Origin of the sequence: Oryzibacillus soli, from assembly GCF_051594765.1 — a bacterium.
Classification (GTDB): Bacteria; Bacillota; Bacilli; order Paenibacillales; family NBRC-103111; genus Paenibacillus_AR.
Genome location: NZ_JBPPGJ010000010.1, coordinates 56,215 through 75,099, shown reverse-complemented (window position 1 = coordinate 75,099; position 18,885 = coordinate 56,215). Strand labels below are relative to the sequence as shown.

The following is an 18,885-nucleotide window of genomic DNA, read 5'->3' as shown; positions in this document are numbered from 1 at the left end:
GCGGCCTTACGGGTTTTCTTCTGTCTTACAGCCGGGAGGCTTACGGTTCTTGTCCCCATACCAATGTACCGTTGCGGTACAAGGTGACTTTACTCCAATCGGTGTAAGAGGTTTTGGAGGCATCGAAGGAATAGTCGTTGCTCTCATTGAAGTTCGACCAGTCGTTCTTGGACATGCGGAGCATGATGTCGCCGGTCTGGCCGCCGGCTTGGATGGAGCCTGCTCCGGAGGTGAAGCTCAGCTCCACATAGGTATCCGTGAAGGTGCGGTTAATATTGGAGCCGCCGATCTGCGCCCAGTCGATCCAGGAATTCATCGAAGGGCTGCCATCCTTGGAGAAGTAATAGCGGAGCGTCAGCTCGCTGAGCGGAACGGCCGAGCCTCCGGTGTTCTTGATATTGAACAGCGGCTTGATCTGATTGTCCGCAGCATTCGTGTCGCCGGCCCGGTATTGGACGGTCAGGCTGCCCGATGCCGGAGGTGTGCCGGTACCGGTACCGGTACCACTTGCCTGGGGCTTGGCGGAAACGGCGGAAGGAGCGGTGCTTTCCCCTGCGCTGTTCACGGCGGTCACCACGTAATAATAGGTGGAGCCGTTGGTCAGCCCGCTATCCGTGTAGGACGAGCCGGTCAGACCGCTGGCGATGGCGGTGAACGGGCCGGAAGCACTTGCGGAACGCTTCACGGTATAGCTGGATGCTCCGCTCACCGTGTTCCAGACCAGCTTCACCTGCGCGTCAGCCGCTGAAGCGGAGACGCCGGACGGAGCGGAAGGAACGGTAGGTGTCGGGGTCGTCGGAGTGGTCGATACCGGTTGAACAGCAGCGCTGATCAAGGCGGAATTCGGGCTCTCTCCGGCGCTGTTGACGGCCGTTACAGCGTAGTAGTAAGTCACCCCGCTGCTGACTGCAGAATCCGTGTAGCTTGTTCCGGTCAGCCCTGTAGCGACAGTGGTGAACGGTCCGGCAGCATCAGTGGCGCGCTTCACCTTGTAGCTGGCTGCATTGGCGGAGGCGGTCCAGCTGATGGTAATCTGGGCCTTCACTCCGGTCGGGGCGGCAGGTGCGGTGGGAGCCGGTACCACGGGGCCGGTTCCGCCTCCGTTGTTGCCTCCGCCGTTATTGCCGCCGGTACCGGTGGAGAGCGGAATGGCCGGGTATGCATTTTGAACCAGCTCGACGAATTGATTGTGGAACCAGTGACCGGACAACGGCGCATTCGGAAGCGATCCGGTCAAGGTGCCGTCGGCGGTAAAGTATGTCGGGTCGCACATACGGTCGAAGCCTTTGCCCTCGTCATTGGGGATGTAGGAGCTGGCTCCGTCGGAATCCCCCGGCGGCTTGATCCATGCCAGCGCATCCAGGTGGGCGGCCGCATATTCGGCGGGTGCCGCTTGCGGAGGACGTCCCATGCCTGCCCCGCTCTGGTTGCACCAGTTGCCGCGGTGAAGCTTCCGGTCGATCCGTCCGGAATTCACGTACGTATTGACATCGTAGCCGCTGGCTCCCGTCGGGCGGTTGGAGCCCCCCCAGCCGTTGCGGGAGGTGTCGATGATGAAGCCGATGCCGGCCGGCCAGCCCTTGGACAAGAAGCCGTTGTACATGGCGGCTGCGAAGTCCGTCTCATCGAAGTACGGGTTCCACTCGTAGTACTTGGCCGACTTGATCTGCTGGCCTCCGATGTTCAAGTTGGGATCGCTCAAATATGGCTCCTCCAGCGGGGAGGTGTTGGCGGTATTGGTGACGAAGCCGTCCACGCTGGACAGGCCGGCCTTGGTGCCGGACACGACGCTGGTGTACAGCTCGATGGCCGGTTGACGGTTGCTGTCCCAGCCCAGCCAGCCGGAGTGGCCGATATCCAGATAGTTGTACACATTGGGAATGGCGTGGAACACATCCAGCGCATAGCGGACGCCGTCACGGTAGACGTTGGTGGAATTGGCCTGCGCACACTTCGGGTCGTTCAGATTCGTAACCAGGTTCGGCAGCGAATCGGGCTCGATGACGTTGACGATCCGGATCCCGGCGTACTTGGGGTCCTTGAATACCTTGGCGATCTCGTCGATATACGAGGTCTTGTAGGTTTGAAGCGCTTCCGGAGTCATCGCCAGCTCTCCGTTGGAGGCTAGGGCGTGGCAGTCGCGGCCCGGAATGTCATAGATGACGAAGGTAGCGGTAATGGGGGTGTCGCCCTGCTTCTGAGCCAGGACGTCATCCATGGTTTCCCGGAGGCTCTTGCGGCCGCCGTTGGCGGAGCCGCCGGCAATGGCCGCTATGCGGTCCAGCCAGATCGCCGTCGGGTAGGACTTCACCGTCTGCATCTTCGCCTTCAGGGTTTCATCGCTGACCTGGGCGATGGAGGTATCCACGAACTTGGCGTAATCCGGGTTCACATAGGCGCTTGCACCGACGAAGGGATTGTCCACGTGGGATTCGGCCGAAGCTTGCTTCGCTTCGAAGCCCGGGGCGAAGCCGCCTGCCAGTAGGGCGGCGGCCATAGCGTATGCAGCCCCCTTGCGCAATACTTTACGATAATTCAATAGGTTCACCTTCCATTGGTATAAGATGGTTTGATACCGGAACGATCCCGAACAACAGGATGCTTGGTCTTACAGCAGTCTTGCCGTTTCACCTCCCAGATGCGGCATACTCCTCGGATGCGGTGCCGCTGTCTATTCGCGTGCTTCGAGTATTGTTACGAAAGGGCTTCCAGTTTTGGGAGGGTGCTCCTTAATATTTTCCCGGAAAATGGCAAATGCCATAAAAAAAAGCCCAAGCTCGGTCAACGGACCGTAGCTTGGGCTTCCTGTTTGCCGCCGTATACGGCGGAAATCTTCGTCATTCGCTGCTCCTCGTTGAGCCGGGGGCAGGTGTAGCAGTAGCGGTCTTCGCCGGGCAGGCGGTAGTTCATGCAGCACTTGGAGCGCAGCAGAATCGGCTTGTTCGGTGCGCAGGGGTTGTCCATGGTGCGGAAGGGGACGGCCAGCGGGCTGACGGAGCGTCCCAGGAACCAATGAGGCCTCCCGGGCTCCCGAAGCATCCGGAAGACCGCCTCCACCCGATGGCACACCGTGGCATCCGCCTCCAGGGTCCATTCCCGTTCCCAATAGGCCAAGTGGTAGGAGAGGGTGGACCAGAGGGTATCCTCCGGCACACCGGTACAGCGTACGGTCTCCCGAACCAAGGGGCTGATCCAGGCCGCCATCAGGCGGTCCAGAACGGGCTCCGGGTCTTGCCCGGGAAGGGAACCGGAGGTGTCGCCAGGGGCGGGGGCCGGCAGGTGGAAGACCAGCCCCTGGCCCTCGAGTCCGATTCGCAGATCAGACAAGGGGGTGTCCCAGGCTGCGCCGTGGTGGGTCCAGGCGTAGATGGCCCCTGCAGCCAGCGAGCAGAGGCGCTTCACGAACAGGGAACCGGTTACGGCGCCGGAGGGCGATTGGATGGCCCTGCCGAAGGCAGCCAGGAGCAGCGGCAGCTCATCTCCCGCCGGACTCCACAGAGGAGTGCCGGCTGCGGGAGCAGTGCGGTTCTGCGCCGGGGGCGGGCAAAGGATGCGGTGCCGCTTCAACAGCAGGGCGGTGTCCAAGGGCGCCATGGCGTGTACCTCCGGTGCGCGGATTTTAGAGCTTCTTATAGATTTCCGTCAACTCGTCGAGCATCAGGTTGGCGGCTTTGACCCCGCCGGCGGTGTTCCAGATCACGTCGTTCACCTTGAAGGCCTTGCCGTTCTGGACGACCTTCAGGCTCTTCCACAGGGGATCCTTGGTCCACTCCTCTTCGGTCTGGTTGCCCTTGCCGTCGCCGGTGTCATAGGTGAAGTAGAACAGCACGTCGCTGTCGAGCTCCGGCAGACGCTCCTTCGTAATCTCGTCGGCGAAGGTGTTCTTCGCGTTCTTCACGGTGTCCGGACGGGCGATGCCGATCTGGTTGAAGATTACGCCGGTGAAGGTGTCGGTATTGTAGATCCGGGTCTTGCCCGCCATGAAGCGTCCGACGGACACCTTCAGGCTGAGCTTGCTCTGGAAGGTCTTCTTGAAATCTTCGATGCGCTTGTCGAAGGCGGCGATGACTTGGTCGCCCTCGGCTTTTTTGTTCAGGGCTTCGGCATAGAGGGAGAAGTTGTTCTTCCACTCGCCCCGCAGGGTGTCGGAGAAGACGGTGGGCGCGATGGCCTTCAGCTGCTCATAGACCTTCTCCTGGCGCATCTTGTTGCCGATGATCAGGTCCGGCTTCAGGGCGGCGATGGCCTCCAGATTGGGCTGGGATTCGTCGCCTACGGGCGTCACGCCCTCCAGCTCCTTCTTGGTGTGCTCATACCACGGATTTCCTGTAAAAGCCTTGATCGCGCCAACCGGCTTCACACCGAGAGCGAGCAGTGCTTCCACGCCTTCGTTGGTCAGGATGACGACGCGGGTGGGTGTGCCCTTCACCACGGTTTCGCCCATGGCGTGCTTGATCGTGCGCTCGGCGGCAGGCGCCGTGCTGGCGGCGGGAGAGCTGGTGGAGGCGGAGGAGCCGGCGTTCGTGGAGTCGTTCTTGGCGCCGCAGCCGGCGAGAAGGCCGGTGAAGAGAGTCAGGACGACACCCCAGAGGGACAATCGGCGGATAGAGGGGGTTGCGAAATTCATGGTAGGTTGCAGCTCCTTTAATTTATACTCAAATGACAATGATTCTCAATCTCACGAGAATGAATATACGAAAACCAGGGCGTTATGTCAACATCCAAACGGTGAATATTTGTGGGAAACGACTCTCAATTGATAATGAATATCATTGACATAGCCTGGGATAGGCCGTTACACTTTACAAGTAACTGATGAAAAAACATCAATTCGCAGAGCCTATAAGAATGAAACGAGATTCTAAGAAAGCGGGATATCCATGAAAATATCCGGACTTGCCGTCCTGGCCGCGCTGCTGGCCGCCAGCATGCTGGGCAGCGTGATGCTGGGCGTGACGCATATACCTGCACGGACCGTATGGGAGTCCTTCGCGGCCTATACGGGCTCCAAGGAGCACCTGATCATCCAGACCACCCGGGTTCCCCGTGCCCTGATCGCCGCCGCGGTCGGCGGAAGCCTGGCGGTGGCCGGCATTCAGATGCAGGGGATCACCCGGAATCCCCTGGCCTCGCCCAGCCTGTTCGGGGTCAACTCGGGAGCGGTCTTCTTCGTCGTGCTGGCCTCGAGTCTGCTCGGGGTGACCGGGCTTCATTCCTCGGCTTGGGTGGCCTTCATCGGAGCTGCGGTAAGCGCTGCGGTCGTGTACCTGGTCGGCTCCTTCGGACGGGACGGCATGACGCCGGTGAAGATTACGCTGGCGGGTGCCGCCATCACCGCCCTGTTCCATTCGCTGACCCAGGGGATGCTCTTGGCCGACGGCAAAATGTTCGACCAGGTCCTGATCTGGCTCGTCGGCTCCGTGGCGGGCCGGGAGCTCGGGATGCTCCGGGTCGTGGCGCCTTATATGCTGGCGGGCTTCATGCTCGCCATGATTCTATCCCGGCACATGAACGTGCTCGCTATGGGCGAGGACATCGCCGAGGGGCTGGGCCAGCGGACCGCGCTGGTGAAGCTGGGCGCCGCAGTCAGCGTCGTGCTGCTGGCGGGCGGGTCCGTGGCGGTGGCGGGGCCGATCGCTTTTGTCGGGATCATTATTCCCCATATCGTCCGTCATCTGGTGGGGCAGGATTACCGCTGGAACATTCCGTACTGCTTCCTGATGGGGGCTCTGCTGCTGGTGGCGGCGGATCTGGGCTCGCGCTACATCGCCATGCCCCGTGAGGTGCCGGTGGGCGTCATGACGGCCATCCTGGGAGTCCCGTTCTTCGTGATGATCGCGCGGAAGGAGGTCTGGAAGGGCCATGCCTAGACAAGTCGTACTGCGCCGCAAGGGGTGGTCGTATCTCTTCAGCGCCCGGATGCTGGCCATGCTGGGCCTCTTGCTGGTACTAGTGGCGGCGGCCTTGGTGCTCTCCGTCGGCATCGGCAGCGTCCGCATCCATCCGATGCAGGTGATCCAGGTTCTGACGGGCCAAGGGGATGCGACGGCCACCATGATCGTGACGAAGCTGCGGATGCCCCGGGTGCTGATCGCGCTTCTGGTCGGGGCCTCGCTTGCCGTGTCGGGAGCCATCCTGCAGGGTCTGATCCGCAACCCGCTGGCTTCCCCGGATAATGTAGGGATGACCGAGGGGGCGTCTCTCGGCGCCGTCGTCTTCCTGGTGCTCTTCGCCAACAAGGTGAGCATCCATCTGCTGCCGTTGGTGGCCATGGTCTGCGCCTTCCTGGCGACGGGCGTCATCTACCTCCTGGCTTGGAAAAAAGGCTCCGGCGTCAAGCCTCTCCGCCTGGTGCTGATCGGCATCGGCATGAGCGCCGCCTTCAAGTCCGTCTCGTACATGCTCATGATCGCCACGCCTAACTATTATGTAGGCTTGAAGTCCATGACCTTCATGACGGGCAGCATCTATGGGGCGTCCTGGGAGCGCGATGTGCTCCCTCTGCTGCCGTGGGTGGCCATTCTGCTGCCCGTGACGCTGCTGCAGGCCCGCCATATGAACGCCCTGCAGCTGGGCGAAGAGGTGGCCACCGGCGTCGGCAGCCGGGTACAGCGCAAGCAGCTGGTCCTGATCGTGCTGAGCGTGGCCCTGGCCGGAGCGGCGGTAGCCATCGGCGGCGCCATCGGCTTCATCGGCTTGATGGCGCCGCATATCGCCCGCAAGCTGGTGGGCCCCGGCTTCGGCGGCATGGTGGGGGTCAGCGCCTGCATCGGCGCGCTGATTCTCCTGGCCGCCGATCTGGTGGCCCGCACGCTGCTGGCGCCGCTGGATTTGCCGGCGGGGATCTTCACAGCGGCCATCGGCGCGCCATTCTTTATCTATCTTTTGTACCGCCACCGGAATACGTGATTAGGAAGCGAAGGAGTGGGACAGCCATGGCGCATGCCATTGAAGCGGTTGATTTGGCCCTGTCGTACGGAGGCCAGTATATCTTCAAGAATCTGAACCTGTCCCTTCCGAAGGGGCGGATCACCGTACTCATCGGCAGCAACGGCTGTGGCAAGTCTACGCTGCTCCGCTCCATGGCCCGGCTGCTGAAGCCCCGGGAAGGGGAGGTGGTCCTGGACGGCAGCTCCATCTCGAAGCTGCCGACCAAGGAGATCGCCAAGCAGATGGCGATCCTGCCCCAAGGGCCCAGCGCACCGGAGGGCCTGACGGTCCAGCAGCTGGTCAAGCAGGGCCGCTACCCGCATCAGAGCTGGCTGCAGCAATGGTCGGCCGAGGATGAGCGGATGGTTAGGGATGCCCTGCGGCTGACCCGGATGGAGGAGCTGGCGGACCGCAGCGTCGACTCCTTGTCCGGGGGACAGCGGCAGCGGGCCTGGATCGCCATGACCTTGGCGCAGGGGACCGGGACCATCCTCTTGGATGAGCCGACCACGTACCTGGACCTGACGCACCAGATCGAGGTGCTGGACCTGCTGTACGACCTGAACGAGCAGGAGGGGCGGACTATCGTGATGGTGCTTCACGACATCAATCTGGCCTGCCGGTACGCCCATCATATCGTGGCCCTGAAGAACGGCCGGGTCCACGCCGAGGGAGCGCCGGAGGTCATCGTAGACGCGGGGCTGATCCAGGCCGTGTTCGACCTGCCCTGCGAGGTGGTGCCGGATCCGGTCTTCGGCACCCCCATGTGCGTCCCCTACGGTAAGGGGAAGCGCAGGACCGTGGCTGGGGCCGGGGCCTCGGCTGCAGCGACGGATGCGGCACCAGCGGCGGATACGGCTAGGGCAACGGCAAGAGCCAGTATATGAATAGCCTTGTGAACGGGAATTCATAGCCGCCCGTTAAGACAGCAGCCCGCAGAGATGACTCTGCGGGCTGCTGTTTTTTTTGCTTGTGGGAGATTAAACGAAATCCTTCCCTTATTTTTCGGTAATTTGGGCTTGATGGAGGGAATAAGGGATTATCTCCCCTTATTCCGTGGATATTTGGGGGAAAACCGGCAAAAGCGCAAAAATAGGGGAGCTATTTCCCTTATTGGTGGAGCTGGGCGGTTGTGCGGCGAAATAACGGGGCTAATTCCCTTATTGGTGGAGCTGCCGGAGGGTGCGAGCGAACTAGCCCAACAAGGCGGACCGACCTATTCCCAGCCCAACGCCACTTTGGAGTCCTTTCATCCTCTGTTTATACTTTTTTTAGATTTCCTTTACGGGAGGTTTAGGGGTGCCGGATAAGATAAGAAAGCAAGAGAAAATCCGATTCATTGGAGGTAGGATGGAATGGTCTCAAGAAAGAGTGTGATGTACGGTACGGCCATCGCGTTGAGCGGGGCTGTGATGGTAACGAGCGGGTTCTCGGCGAGAGCCAGCGGAGAAGAGGGCTACCAGGTGTGGAAAAGCGCGATGAAGGCGACCCACCAGATCGAATCGGCGACCGTGAACGGGACGATGAAGGTCTCGGACAACAGCAAGCCGGTCTTGGCGGTCACCTTCGGGGCGAAGGGAAGCATATCCTCCGAGGCGGTCAGCGGAACGGTGAAGGTGGAGCAGGACGGAACGGCGCAGGGAGCAGCCTTCTATCACAAGGACGGCCAGAGCGTCGTGAAGTTCGACGGGGAGGAGACCTACTACGTGAACGAGGCCGACTCATCCGGCAAAAGCGGCAAACACCGGATGCACCACGGCTCCGGCTCCAATCCGGCCATGGAGAGCCACATGGAGGACTTGATGGACGCCATCGCCGGCAAGTACCGGAGCTATGTGAAGCTGGAGGAGAGCGCCGACCAATCCAAGGTGGTCAGCCTGTCCCTGAGCGACGATGAGATTCCGGTGCTCTTGAACACGGCCGGCGCTCTGATCCTGGAGCACGCGCTGTCCGCAGAGACGGAGGCGGGGATGGATGCGGCGGATCCCCATAGCGTTTTCCACGACAAGCTGAACATCAAGAAGCCGGAGATCGGCACGGACGTGCATATCAAGCAGATTGACGTCCAAGCCGTCATCGGCGCGGATCAGCTCATCCGGGAGCAGTCCATGAAGATCCAGGCAACCAGCAAGGACGCGGAAGGCAAGGAGCACACCTGGACCTTCGATTCCGGCATGGGCCTGACGAATGTGAACCAGACCATAGCCGATACCGTGAATCTCGAGGGCAAGAAGACGGAAGCCCTGCCGATTCCGGAGCACGGCCGGCACTAAGAATCCATAAGGCGGAGAGCGAAGCGGGCGTACCTGCCGTTTCGCCCTTCCCGACATAGGAGAGGAGGCGGGGGCGTGCAGCAGCCGAACCCGATATTAACCGTTCAAGAGGTCACGAGGGTGTACCGCAACGGAAGAGGCATCCACGGCATCTCCATGGAGCTTGCGCAGGGGGAGATCTTCGGGCTCATCGGCCCGAACGGCGCAGGCAAGACCACCCTGTTCAAAGCCATCTCCGGCCTGATTCCGTTCCGGGAGGGCGAGATCCGGATCGGAGGCCGTTCCATCCGGGACGAGTACGAAGCCGCCATGCAGGGGCTGGGCTGCCTGATCGAAGCGCCGGCCCTGTTCGAGGAGCATACGGCCCACCGGAACCTGGTGTTCCACGGGCGGTTCTACCCGGGCATCACGCCGGCGGATATCGACGAGATCCTGGAGGACGTGGGTCTCCTGCATGTGAAGAAGGAGAAGGTCGCAGGCTTCTCCCAAGGCATGAAGCAGCGGCTCGGCGTGGCGCTGGCCCTGATCGGGCAGCCGAAGCTTCTGATTCTGGATGAGCCGATGAACGGCCTGGATGTGGAGGGCATCCTCCAGTTCCGGCAGCTGATCCGCTACCTCCAGGAAAAACGGGAGCTCACCATTCTGATCTCCTCGCACCAGCTCTCCGAGCTGGAGACGCTCTGCACCCGGGTGGGGCTGATCCATGACGGACGCCTGGTATCCACCGCCAGCCTGGGAGATCGCAAGGGAGATACCCTGGAGCAATGGTATGTCGAGCAGTTGACCTTGGAGAGGGGGCGGAAGCATGGATAAGCTTGCCGCAGCGGTCCGCAACGAATGGGAGATGGCTTGGCTGAAGCCCAAGAACTATATTTTTCTGGCGCTGACGGCCTTCATGTCCCCCGTGATCGGGTGGCTGATCCTAAGGATGAACGATACGGCGGGCATCATGCCCCTGCTGCCGAATCAGCTGCCGATGGCCAGCCTGTTCATTCTGGTGAACCTGTACCTGCCCTTGATTCTGTTCATGCTGGCGGCGGAGGGGTTCACATTCCAGCCTCAGCGGCTGAAGGCCTTCTTCCTCCGTCCGGTTCACCGCTACAAGCTCTTCCTGGGGAAGACGGCGGCCATCGGCGGCATCATGGCCCTGCATCTGGCCGTAGGCTTCGTCACCTCCTTCGTGACGGGCTGGATTCTGGAAGGGGAGGCCGGACCGTGGGGCAGCCAGCTGCTTGCCTATGTGGGCTCGCTTCTGCCGCTTCTGATGTGGACGGTCATCAGCGCCTTCGCAGCCCAGTGGTTCAAGAGTGCCGCCGTGGCCCAAGCGCTGCTGATTCTGATCTATGCGGCCATGGCGCTGGCGTCCTTCCTCTTCCCCCACACTTGGGCGGCGGTATCTCCGACCCAATATCACGCTTGGTATGAGGCGGGAGCCCATGCCGGAGGGATCAAGCTGTTCGGATTTTTGTACTTGATATCGGGGATCGTCTTGTTTTTTATCCTCGGAATGGGTAAGTTTGAGAGAAGACCGTTATAACGGGATGGAAGCGGAGGGGATACAATGTCGATTCGGATGAGGCTGGTGCTCTCGTATATCGCGATGCTTGTGGTGCCCTTCGTGCTGTTCGTCCTGTCGCTGATCATTCTGGTTGTGGCCTTCCTGGGCGACATCAAGGAGATCAAGGCCTACTATCACTTGGAATTCGAGAAGGGAAGCATACAGGGCTATTTCGACGAGAAGGCGGTGGCCTATGCGGGTCTGCGGAATCTGGCCATCTCCGACCCGGCCCGGCTGGCGGACCCCGATCTGCTGGCCGATTATGAGAAGAGATTGTCCGCTCTGAACATCCGCATGGTCATTGCCGGTCCGGACCCGGACCGGATCGCCTACCAGTCGCCGGGCTTGGAGCTGCGCAATGCGAAGGCACTGGAACGCTACGATTCATCAGGCATGGATCATGATCGGATGATGGAATTTACCCACGGGGGCAAGCATTATACGATCACGCATTACGAGCTGCTGCAGCAGGGACAGGTGCGGGGAGCGCTGTATCTGCTGCAGGACATCACGCCGCTTCAGAATCTGCTGGTGAAGCTGCACCCGTCGCTGCTCATCTCCTTCGTGCTGGCGCTGGTGCTGACGAATGGGGCCTTGACATATTGGGTATCCCGTAGCATCGTCCGGCCGGTCCGGTTGCTTCGCGAGGCCGCGGAGCGGATGAAGGAGGGCAACCTGGACGTCCCGCTGGCGGTCCGGCGCAAGGATGAGCTGGGGCAGCTGTCCCAGACCTTCGAGGAGATGAGGGTAAAGCTGAAGGAGTCCATCGAGCTTCGGCTGCAGGTGGAGGAGAACCGCAAGCAGCTGCTCTCGAACATCGCCCACGATATCAAGACGCCGATCACGGCCATCAAAGGATATGTGGAAGGGATTATCGACGGGGTGGCCAACGACCCGGAGCGTCTGGATAAGTACGTCAGGACCATCTATAAGAAAACGAACGACCTCGACAAGCTGATCGACGAGCTGTTCTTGTATTCCAAGCTGGATCTGAACAGCATGCCGTTCCATATGGAGAACATCGACGGGATGGCGTTCCTGCTGGACTGCGTAGAGGAGCTCAAGGTGGATCTGGAAAAAAGGGGGATCGCCTTCGTGTTCGAGTCATCGGGCCCAGACGGTCCCTTCCGGATGACGGCCGACCGCGAGAAGCTGAAGAGGGCGATCATGAATATTATCGAGAACAGCTGCAAGTACATGGATAAAGAGCCGGCGATCCTGTCGCTTCGCTTGATCCGCAGCCCGCAGCGGGCCGTTGTGGAGATTCTGGACAATGGAGCGGGGATTGATCCGGCGGCGCTGCCTTATATTTTCGAGCGGTTCTACCGGGCGGATAAGTCGCGGAATTCGGCTACGGGGGGGAGCGGGCTAGGGCTTGCCATCACGAGGCAGATCGTGGAGGCCCACGGGGGTACGGTCGCGGCAGACAGCCTGCAGGGGCATGGAACCAAGATCATCGTTAGCCTTCCGGTTCAGGAGCTTCCGGAGCAGCGGGGAGGAGAGACGGATGAAGCGGATCCTAATCGTGGAAGATGAGCTCAGCATCGCGGAGCTGCAGCGGGACTATCTGGAGATGGCGGGCTTCAAGGCGGATATCGAGACGTCCGGAGACCGGGGGCTGCGGCAGGCGAGGACGGGGGAATATGATCTCATCCTCCTGGATATCATGCTGCCCGTTGTGGACGGGCTCGAGATCTGCAAGCAGCTGCGGGCGGAGCTGAACATCCCCATCCTGCTGGTCTCGGCCAAGAACGAGGACCTGGATAAGATCCGGGGTCTCGGATTCGGAGCCGACGACTACATCACGAAGCCCTTCAGCCCGAGTGAGCTGGTGGCCCGGGTGCGGGCTCATACGGCCCGGTTCGACCGACTCACCGGCCACAAGGAGCAGATGAGCGAGACCATCCAGATCCGCGGGCTCCGGATCGACAAGGGGGCGCGGCGGGTGTTCGTCAACGCGAAGGAAGTAGGCCTGACGGCCAAGGAATTCGACCTGCTGTACTACATGGCCCTGAATCCGGACCGGGTGTTCAGCAAGTCGGATCTGTTCGAACGGATCTGGGGGATGGATTCCATGGGGGATATCGCCACCGTCACCGTCCACATCGGGAAGATCCGGGACAAGATCGAAGCCGATACCTCCAACCCGCAGTATATCGAGACCATCTGGGGAGCGGGGTACCGGTTGAAGGCGTAGACGGAGGCGCTGCCCCGCACCGCAAAAAGAGCTTGCCGGCATGTCGCGGCAAGCTCTTTTTGCGGAGTCAACCATATCTGCCGATCTCAGCGGATCAGCGCGTCCAGCGACAGCTCGCCGGCTCCGGTCAAGGCCACGGCCACGGCTGCTGCGATCAGCACCAGATGGTACTCGTAACCGTTGGCTGTAGCCCAGACGCCATTGCGGCCGTGTACGGTGGCGATGGCCCCGATCATGGTCAGCGCGATCAAGACCGCGGCAATCGGGGTGAACAGGCCGAGAGCGAACAGGGCGCCGCCCACAAGCTCCATGAGTCCCACCAGAACCGCCATCAGAACGCCGGGCTTCACCCCGATGGATTCCATCCAGCCGCCGGTTCCCTTCGGGCCGTACCCGCCGAACCAGCCGAACAGCTTCTGCGCCCCATGTCCCACGAACAACAAGCCGATCACTGCACGAACCAATAATAATCCCCAATCCATCATTTTAACTCGCCTCCATAGTTTTAATTTAATAATCTTTAATTTAAGATATTGGACACCAAAGCTCCAATCAGGCTCTCTTCGGATAAAGCGGGTAGCTGACGGTAGTCGGAACTTGGATCACGACCAGCCGAAGCACGGTGGAACCGGTGCTCCGAATGTCCACGGCCGTCCCGGAATCTGCCGGGGCGAAGATAAAGTCCTTCTGGCCGAAGGCCGCGGGCTCCAGTGCATCCACAGCGCCCAGAGTCCCTTGCCCCCGGATGGCCAGGGCAGCCAAGGAATAGCCTTCCGGAACTTCTAACCGGTGCCGGGAGCCGGCCTCAAGCTCCATATCCCACATCCGGGCGTCGACGGTCAGCTTAACCGGTGCGCCGTCGCCGATTACCGTCTTGATCCGCACCTCCGGAGACGCCTGCACGGAGGGGAATTCCCCATCCTCGTACTGCTCATAGGTGGGCTGCCGGCGTACGGCTTCGGAGAGATCAGGCTCGAACCAGATCTGGAACAGCTCCGAACGAGCGCTGATGCGCTCCTGATGGCTGACTCCGGAGCCGGTCTTCATGAGCTGGACCCCGCCTGTGCCTACGGTGCTGTTGGTGCCCAGCGTATCTCCGTGGAAGGCGGCTCCTTCCACAACATAGGTCATGATCTCGAAGCCTTGATGAGGATGCAGCCCGATCATGGCATCCTCGGTCGAGGTGGCCCAGGCCCAGTAGAACAGGGGCCCGACCCGTTTCACCACCGCGCCTTCTCCGGGAAATCCGATGGGCTTCTGTTCGAGGATCCGTCCGCCGTCGAATGCTCCTCTTCCCTGCATGGCAGGGGAATAGATTCTGGGTTGCATACTCTTCAGCCTCCTTAAGATAGGGTTCGTTCGGATGCGCCTTGCTGGGCGCCCTTGCCTAGCTGCTTCAACAGGTCGATCATCTCCAGCTGCTTCCCGCGGGGAATCGCCTTCATCATGCCGTGGATCTTGTCGGCGTGGCCGGGGAAGATGCGGCTGAACAGCTCATGTCCGTTCTCCGTGATCTCCGCATAAGTAACCCTCCGGTCTTCACTGCAGGGAACCCGGCGGAGCAGCCCTTTCTTCTCCAGCTTATCGATGTTGTACGTGATGCTCCCGCTGGTGACCAGAATCTTGTCGCCGATCTGCTGGAGCGGGATCCTGCCCTTAGCGTAGAGCACCTCGAGTACCATGAATTCCGAGGGGGACAGGCCGTATTGCTTGGCATCCTTCTCCGCTTGCTCGGTCAGAGACTTGTAAGCTTTGGACAGTACGACGAAGAGCTTCAGGGCTACGGCTTGATCGTCATCTGGGATTGTGGGCAAGCGATGCACACCTCCTTGAGCGGTGTCTTAAATTTAATTATCTTGAATTTAAGATAAATATACTCCACTCCTGTTGGAAAGTCAACAGAAGTACGATACATAAGCCAAACCCCCTGTCCTACTGCGAGGACAAGGGGTTTGGCTTGCTGTTGGATCAGGTGAGCTCCGTGGAGAGGCCGTGCTTGTCGAGCACAGCCGCCATGGCTTTCTTGGCCTCATCTTCGTCCGGGCCGTAGATCTCCAGCTTGTAGGTCTGGTTGTACGGCAGGGTGCTGCACAGGCCCAGCATGCTCTTCACATCGATGAAGCGGTTGTCGACCCGCATGACGATGCTGGACTGGAAGCGGCTGGCCGTCTGGTTGATCTCGACGATGGCGCTGGTTGTAATACCGTCCATAAGAATCCCTCCTGCTGTTCCTATTCTTACTGTGCGCATCGGAGGCGCGGTTCATACACGAGAGTAGCGAGCGAGACGGTTACAGCCGCTCCTTGAGCTTGCGCTGTAGCTGCCGTAACTGACGCATCAGCTGCTCGTATTCTTCAAGCTCGATCCCGCAGGTCATGATGGCTTCGGCAACCTTGCCGGTGATGGCAGCCTTCTCCTCTAGGGCCTTGGGCTCCAGATGGAGATGGACATGGCGCTCATCCTCCTTGGACCGAACCTTGCGGAGCCAGCCGCCGGCTTCCATCCGCGCGATCATGGGGGTTAGCGTTCCCGTCCCCAAGCCTAGCGACTGGCCCAGCTGCTTCAGAGTGACGCCGTCCTTCTCCCAGAGGGCGAGGAGAACCAGATATTGCGGGTAGGTCAGGCCGAAATCCTGAAGCACCCCCGAGTACAGCTTCGTGAACTCCCCCGCGGTCTCATAGACGGCGAAGCAGAGCTGGTTCTCTAGTCGCATGATGGTATCCATCGCAGCCGGCTCTCCTTTCTCAAGTAAGTTATGATGTCAATTGGGGCAGCAGCTTCTCCAGGTCTTCCTTGATCTTCTCCGGTTTCGTCGTCGGCGCATAGCGCTTGATGACGCGCCCTTGGCCGTCCACGAGGAACTTGGTGAAGTTCCATTTGATCTTGCCGCCCAGGAGGAAATTCTTCTTCTGCTCCTTCAGATACGCGAACAACGGATCGGCATGGGCCCCATTCACGTCAATCTTAGCAAAAATCGGGAAGGTGACGCCATAGTTCACCTGGCAAAATTGGGTGGTTTCGTCGATGTTGTCGAATTCCTGGTGGTTGAACTGGTCGCAGGGGAAGCCGAGAATGGCGAGCCCCTGATCCTTGTAAGTGTCGTAGAGCTCCTGAAGTCCCTTGAATTGCGGGGTCAGCCCGCACTTGCTGGCCGTATTCACGATCAGCATCGGACGGCCCTCGTATTGCTTCAGCGACACTTGCTCTCCGTTCGTCTTCTTGACGGAATAATCATACACGCTCGCCATAATCTTTTCCTCCCTGGATAATAAATCATACACGATTAAATCTTACACGATTTATATTAGCATACAGGACGCCTTCGTGCAAGTACGGAACATTGTTCCTGCCGCATGCATATCCCAATCCCTTCGATGGGAAAATACTACAAAATGCGTGAGGGATGGTGTACATGGGCTTTGTTGTGTTCTTCACGGCAACGTGGCTGTCCGTTCTGGGATTCGCCGCAATGCGCAAAAGCTTGTCCTTCCTGGAGAATACGGTGATTCTCCTGATGGCGATGATTCTGTCCGTCAACGTGTCGTGGATTCTGGTCGAGGAGCTCCAGTGGATTCATCTCTCGCAGGACCCGCTGCAATATACGGCTTATCTGCTGCATCGGAGCGTGCTTCAGCCGATGATCTACACCATCTGGCTTAATGCGCTGTACAGGGGCGGGACGCACGCGGGCGCCGTCCTGGCGACCTTGGGGTGTTCGGCGGTGATCCTTGGTCTGAACTTCACGGGGGTCTATTACCAGATCTATTCCTTCGTCCGCTGGAACTTCTGGTATGACGTGCTGTATGCGGGAATAAGCCTGCTGCTTCTCTTCGGCGCCTTCAAGCTGGCCGCCAAGGGGATGGGATCGGAGGAGGGAAGAATATGATGCTCTGGGAGCACTTTGACAAGAACGAATGGTTTGTTCTGACCATGCTGGTGGCCGCCTACGGTGCCATTGCCATACTCCCCAAAATTCTGCCCCGTTCCATCGTCATACCGGCTTTGATCTGGGGCTTCGCCAGCTCGACCCTGTTTGACTTTACGATTGGCGGCGGACTGATGGATTTCTACCGGGTTAACGACAGCAACCATTATGAGCTGACGGATCTTCTGATCTACTTTATGTTCGCGCCATACGGCTACTTCTTCGTCTACTTCTTCGAGGTGCTCCAGATCACAAGGAAGACGGCGCCTCTCTACATCTTGGCTTGGACCTTCGCCGGACTGCTGGTTCAGGTGGTGGCGGAGTGGATGGGCATGACTCATTATCAGCGCGGCTACAGACTAGAGTACAATGTGGTGGTTTTCCTGGCGGTTCAATCCGTTACGGCGCTGGTCTACATGCATGTCCAGAAGCAGCTCCAGCCCGTCCGGACAGCCGGACGCAAAAATCCCGCCCGAGGTTAACCCGGGCGGGAGGAAGCCGTTATTTCAGCGTATACGGTAAATCGAACGCCCACAGCTCCGTACCGTTCTCGGCCGAGGTGCTGCCTACGCCGAAGTCGTTATCGTTGACGATAACCAGGGTGCTGCCGTTCACGAGTGCCAGCCCTTCGATCTTCTCATACGGGTAGCGGAAGGATGCCAGATCCACCAACGTGCGCTTGGAGGGAGGCTGGATGCCGGCTTTCTTCAGATCGCTCAGGCTCATCTGCTCTAGCGTCTTGCCGGCCGACTTGGCATCGTCATACTTGCTCAGGATATCGGTCGCTCCGGTGAGATCGACGGCATAGATCCGCTTCAGCTGGGCCTGATCGCCGGCGTTCTTATCCCGCTCATCGATCAGAAGCGTATTCCCGTTCAATGCCACCATATCGGAGATGACGATGTCGGACTGCTTCAAGCCCTTCAGCGCCTTGGCGTCCTCTGTAATGTATGCGTACTCGGCTACCGGCTCCAAGGTAGACAGATCCAGCTTCAGGATCCGCAGCTGCCGGGCATTGTCCGTATCCTTGCTCGGATTGCGGAGCGGGCTCTGCATGGCCATGAACATATATTGGCCGTCGGGGGTGATGCTGACCGCCTCGGCGCCGCGGTTCTGGCGAAGCTTGTTGTAGACGGCGGGAAGGGTTTCCCGGGCGGGAACCAGCGGAGTCGCTACCTGAGCGGCCCAGCCCTTCGGTACGATCCGCTCGATTAGGGTGCCGTCGCGCTTCACATGAATGAGGGACGGACCGTATTCGTCGGATAGCCAGAAGGTATCGTCCTTCGGATTGTAGGCGAGTCCTTCCACATCCAAGCCGTACGGGTCATAGGCCAGCTCCTTGGTGCCGGCGGCATCATAGGGAGTCTCGTCCCGTCCCTTGATGTTCGGAAGTCCGGTAATTCCGGCATTGCCGGATACCGGATCGGTGCCATTGACCTTCAGGGGGGTCTGGCTCAAGATGCGGATCAGGCCTTCCTTGATCTCGATCTTGTAGATCGTGGGGGTGTAGTTGACGAGCGGGAAGGTCCGGACCGTCGTTCCGTTCACGTCCTTCTCTCCGTTCGGGCCCCGGTCTGCGGTCGTATAGAACACATTCTCCGGATCGCCGGGCAGATGGAGGAGGGAGGACCCGATTCCCATCTTGATGCCTGTGGCCAAATCCGGTGCGGACAGCTTGTACTTCCCGGTCAGCTTCGGAGCGTCCGTCAAGGACACTTTATGGCGGAACTCATCCCAATCCACATATTTGCCGGTGGCTTCTCCAATGGCCCTCAATGGCAGGTACAGGTGTCCGTCAACGGATAGAGCCGGCGAAGACGGGACGACAGCCTGTCCGTTGCTGGAATAAGTGATGCCTTCCTCCGCGGCCTCCTGCGTGCCTGCGGCAGACACGCTTCCTGACCCCGATGCCAATGTAAGTACCGCCGCTGCGGTGATCAACCATGTTCTCTTCATATCTCCTGACACTTCTCCCCTCGATGGTGGATTGCCGAATCCTCCT

General features: G+C 59.9%; 20 protein-coding genes. 10 read left to right on the top strand and 10 right to left on the bottom strand.

Features of this window, described 5'->3' with window-relative positions; genetic code table 11:
• Positions 1-40: 40 nt before the first annotated feature.
• The 3 genes from ACSEXW_RS15110 to ACSEXW_RS15100 all read right to left on the bottom strand — a co-directional run bounded on the left by ACSEXW_RS15110 (position 41) and on the right by ACSEXW_RS15100 (position 4,627).
• Complete coding sequence (locus tag ACSEXW_RS15110; protein ID WP_438447155.1) at positions 41-2,497, bottom strand: glycoside hydrolase family 6 protein; 2,457 nt, start codon at positions 2,495-2,497, stop codon at positions 41-43.
• Positions 2,498-2,781: 284 nt separating this feature from the next.
• Positions 2,782-3,594, bottom strand: coding sequence for a (2Fe-2S)-binding protein (locus ACSEXW_RS15105; protein ID WP_438447007.1), 813 nt, complete (start codon positions 3,592-3,594; stop codon positions 2,782-2,784).
• A 25-nt stretch (positions 3,595-3,619) separates the two neighbouring features.
• A complete protein-coding gene (locus tag ACSEXW_RS15100) occupies positions 3,620-4,627 on the bottom strand; it encodes an ABC transporter substrate-binding protein (protein WP_438447006.1) in 1,008 nt (335 codons plus the stop codon).
• A 253-nt stretch (positions 4,628-4,880) separates the two neighbouring features.
• Between ACSEXW_RS15100 and ACSEXW_RS15095 the strand changes: the two genes are divergently transcribed.
• The 8 genes from ACSEXW_RS15095 to ACSEXW_RS15060 all read left to right on the top strand — a co-directional run bounded on the left by ACSEXW_RS15095 (position 4,881) and on the right by ACSEXW_RS15060 (position 12,958).
• Positions 4,881-5,870, top strand: coding sequence for a FecCD family ABC transporter permease (locus ACSEXW_RS15095; RefSeq protein WP_438447005.1), 990 nt, complete (start codon positions 4,881-4,883; stop codon positions 5,868-5,870).
• Positions 5,863-6,909 carry a FecCD family ABC transporter permease gene (locus ACSEXW_RS15090; RefSeq protein ID WP_438447004.1) on the top strand — a complete coding sequence of 349 codons (1,047 nt, stop codon included), beginning with the start codon at positions 5,863-5,865 and terminating at the stop codon, positions 6,907-6,909. Before ACSEXW_RS15095 ends, ACSEXW_RS15090 begins: the two co-directional genes overlap by 8 nt.
• A 26-nt stretch (positions 6,910-6,935) precedes the next feature.
• Complete coding sequence (locus tag ACSEXW_RS15085; RefSeq protein WP_438447003.1) at positions 6,936-7,817, top strand: ABC transporter ATP-binding protein; 882 nt, start codon at positions 6,936-6,938, stop codon at positions 7,815-7,817.
• 468 nt (positions 7,818-8,285) lie between these two features.
• Positions 8,286-9,203, top strand: coding sequence for a hypothetical protein (locus tag ACSEXW_RS15080; protein WP_438447002.1), 918 nt, complete (start codon positions 8,286-8,288; stop codon positions 9,201-9,203).
• 75 nt (positions 9,204-9,278) lie between these two features.
• The gene (locus tag ACSEXW_RS15075; RefSeq protein ID WP_438447001.1) at positions 9,279-10,016 is read left to right on the top strand and encodes an ABC transporter ATP-binding protein; all 738 of its coding nucleotides are present in this window, start codon (positions 9,279-9,281) and stop codon (positions 10,014-10,016) included.
• Positions 10,009-10,740, top strand: coding sequence for an ABC transporter permease (locus ACSEXW_RS15070; protein WP_438447000.1), 732 nt, complete (start codon positions 10,009-10,011; stop codon positions 10,738-10,740). The genes ACSEXW_RS15075 and ACSEXW_RS15070 overlap by 8 nt, the downstream gene beginning before the upstream one ends.
• 24 nt (positions 10,741-10,764) lie before the next feature.
• Positions 10,765-12,297, top strand: a complete 1,533-nt coding sequence (locus ACSEXW_RS15065; RefSeq protein ID WP_438446999.1) for a sensor histidine kinase — start codon at positions 10,765-10,767, stop codon at positions 12,295-12,297.
• Positions 12,269-12,958: a response regulator transcription factor gene (locus ACSEXW_RS15060; RefSeq protein ID WP_438446998.1), complete on the top strand. Its 690-nt coding sequence runs from the start codon at positions 12,269-12,271 to the stop codon at positions 12,956-12,958. Before ACSEXW_RS15065 ends, ACSEXW_RS15060 begins: the two co-directional genes overlap by 29 nt.
• An 86-nt stretch (positions 12,959-13,044) precedes the next feature.
• On the opposite strand, the gene ACSEXW_RS15055 is transcribed toward ACSEXW_RS15060, so the two are convergent.
• The 6 genes from ACSEXW_RS15055 to ACSEXW_RS15030 all read right to left on the bottom strand — a co-directional run bounded on the left by ACSEXW_RS15055 (position 13,045) and on the right by ACSEXW_RS15030 (position 16,206).
• A complete protein-coding gene (locus ACSEXW_RS15055) occupies positions 13,045-13,443 on the bottom strand; it encodes a DoxX family protein (RefSeq protein WP_438446997.1) in 399 nt (132 codons plus the stop codon).
• Positions 13,444-13,510: 67 nt separating this feature from the next.
• Complete coding sequence (locus tag ACSEXW_RS15050; RefSeq protein WP_438446996.1) at positions 13,511-14,287, bottom strand: pirin family protein; 777 nt, start codon at positions 14,285-14,287, stop codon at positions 13,511-13,513.
• Between the two features lie 14 nt (positions 14,288-14,301).
• The gene (locus ACSEXW_RS15045) at positions 14,302-14,772 is read right to left on the bottom strand and encodes a MarR family winged helix-turn-helix transcriptional regulator (protein ID WP_438446995.1); all 471 of its coding nucleotides are present in this window, start codon (positions 14,770-14,772) and stop codon (positions 14,302-14,304) included.
• Between the two features lie 154 nt (positions 14,773-14,926).
• Positions 14,927-15,169, bottom strand: coding sequence for an HPr family phosphocarrier protein (locus ACSEXW_RS15040; RefSeq protein ID WP_438446994.1), 243 nt, complete (start codon positions 15,167-15,169; stop codon positions 14,927-14,929).
• Positions 15,170-15,248: 79 nt separating this feature from the next.
• On the bottom strand, positions 15,249-15,683 hold the full coding sequence (locus tag ACSEXW_RS15035; protein ID WP_438446993.1) for a MarR family winged helix-turn-helix transcriptional regulator: 435 nt from the start codon (positions 15,681-15,683) through the stop codon (positions 15,249-15,251).
• 28 nt (positions 15,684-15,711) lie between these two features.
• The gene (locus ACSEXW_RS15030) at positions 15,712-16,206 is read right to left on the bottom strand and encodes a glutathione peroxidase (RefSeq protein ID WP_438446992.1); all 495 of its coding nucleotides are present in this window, start codon (positions 16,204-16,206) and stop codon (positions 15,712-15,714) included.
• 164 nt (positions 16,207-16,370) lie between these two features.
• Between ACSEXW_RS15030 and ACSEXW_RS15025 the strand changes: the two genes are divergently transcribed.
• Positions 16,371-16,844: a hypothetical protein gene (locus tag ACSEXW_RS15025; protein ID WP_438446991.1), complete on the top strand. Its 474-nt coding sequence runs from the start codon at positions 16,371-16,373 to the stop codon at positions 16,842-16,844.
• Entirely contained in the window at positions 16,841-17,365 is a 525-nt protein-coding gene (locus ACSEXW_RS15020) for a hypothetical protein (RefSeq protein WP_438446990.1), read from the top strand. The genes ACSEXW_RS15025 and ACSEXW_RS15020 overlap by 4 nt, the downstream gene beginning before the upstream one ends.
• Before the next feature lie 19 nt (positions 17,366-17,384).
• On the opposite strand, the gene ACSEXW_RS15015 is transcribed toward ACSEXW_RS15020, so the two are convergent.
• Entirely contained in the window at positions 17,385-18,839 is a 1,455-nt protein-coding gene (locus tag ACSEXW_RS15015) for an esterase-like activity of phytase family protein (protein ID WP_438446989.1), read from the bottom strand.
• Positions 18,840-18,885 lie beyond the last annotated feature (46 nt).

What these genes read in the sequence shown, in the direction of transcription:
- ACSEXW_RS15030 (WP_438446992.1), bottom strand. Translation starts at nt 16,206, where the DNA reads ATGGCGAGCGTGTATGATTATTCCGTCAAGAAGACGAACGGAGAGCAA.
- ACSEXW_RS15025 (WP_438446991.1), top strand. Translation starts at nt 16,371, where the DNA reads ATGGGCTTTGTTGTGTTCTTCACGGCAACGTGGCTGTCCGTTCTGGGA.
- ACSEXW_RS15070 (WP_438447000.1), top strand. Translation starts at nt 10,009, where the DNA reads ATGGATAAGCTTGCCGCAGCGGTCCGCAACGAATGGGAGATGGCTTGG.
- ACSEXW_RS15080 (WP_438447002.1), top strand. Translation starts at nt 8,286, where the DNA reads ATGGTCTCAAGAAAGAGTGTGATGTACGGTACGGCCATCGCGTTGAGC.
- ACSEXW_RS15055 (WP_438446997.1), bottom strand. Translation starts at nt 13,443, where the DNA reads ATGATGGATTGGGGATTATTATTGGTTCGTGCAGTGATCGGCTTGTTG.
- ACSEXW_RS15085 (WP_438447003.1), top strand. Translation starts at nt 6,936, where the DNA reads ATGGCGCATGCCATTGAAGCGGTTGATTTGGCCCTGTCGTACGGAGGC.
- ACSEXW_RS15040 (WP_438446994.1), bottom strand. Translation starts at nt 15,169, where the DNA reads ATGGACGGTATTACAACCAGCGCCATCGTCGAGATCAACCAGACGGCC.
- ACSEXW_RS15100 (WP_438447006.1), bottom strand. Translation starts at nt 4,627, where the DNA reads ATGAATTTCGCAACCCCCTCTATCCGCCGATTGTCCCTCTGGGGTGTC.
- ACSEXW_RS15065 (WP_438446999.1), top strand. Translation starts at nt 10,765, where the DNA reads ATGTCGATTCGGATGAGGCTGGTGCTCTCGTATATCGCGATGCTTGTG.
- ACSEXW_RS15110 (WP_438447155.1), bottom strand. Translation starts at nt 2,497, where the DNA reads ATGGCCGCCGCCCTACTGGCAGGCGGCTTCGCCCCGGGCTTCGAAGCG.
- ACSEXW_RS15105 (WP_438447007.1), bottom strand. Translation starts at nt 3,594, where the DNA reads ATGGCGCCCTTGGACACCGCCCTGCTGTTGAAGCGGCACCGCATCCTT.
- ACSEXW_RS15015 (WP_438446989.1), bottom strand. Translation starts at nt 18,839, where the DNA reads ATGAAGAGAACATGGTTGATCACCGCAGCGGCGGTACTTACATTGGCA.
- ACSEXW_RS15020 (WP_438446990.1), top strand. Translation starts at nt 16,841, where the DNA reads ATGATGCTCTGGGAGCACTTTGACAAGAACGAATGGTTTGTTCTGACC.
- ACSEXW_RS15035 (WP_438446993.1), bottom strand. Translation starts at nt 15,683, where the DNA reads ATGGATACCATCATGCGACTAGAGAACCAGCTCTGCTTCGCCGTCTAT.
- ACSEXW_RS15060 (WP_438446998.1), top strand. Translation starts at nt 12,269, where the DNA reads ATGAAGCGGATCCTAATCGTGGAAGATGAGCTCAGCATCGCGGAGCTG.
- ACSEXW_RS15095 (WP_438447005.1), top strand. Translation starts at nt 4,881, where the DNA reads ATGAAAATATCCGGACTTGCCGTCCTGGCCGCGCTGCTGGCCGCCAGC.
- ACSEXW_RS15090 (WP_438447004.1), top strand. Translation starts at nt 5,863, where the DNA reads ATGCCTAGACAAGTCGTACTGCGCCGCAAGGGGTGGTCGTATCTCTTC.
- ACSEXW_RS15050 (WP_438446996.1), bottom strand. Translation starts at nt 14,287, where the DNA reads ATGCAACCCAGAATCTATTCCCCTGCCATGCAGGGAAGAGGAGCATTC.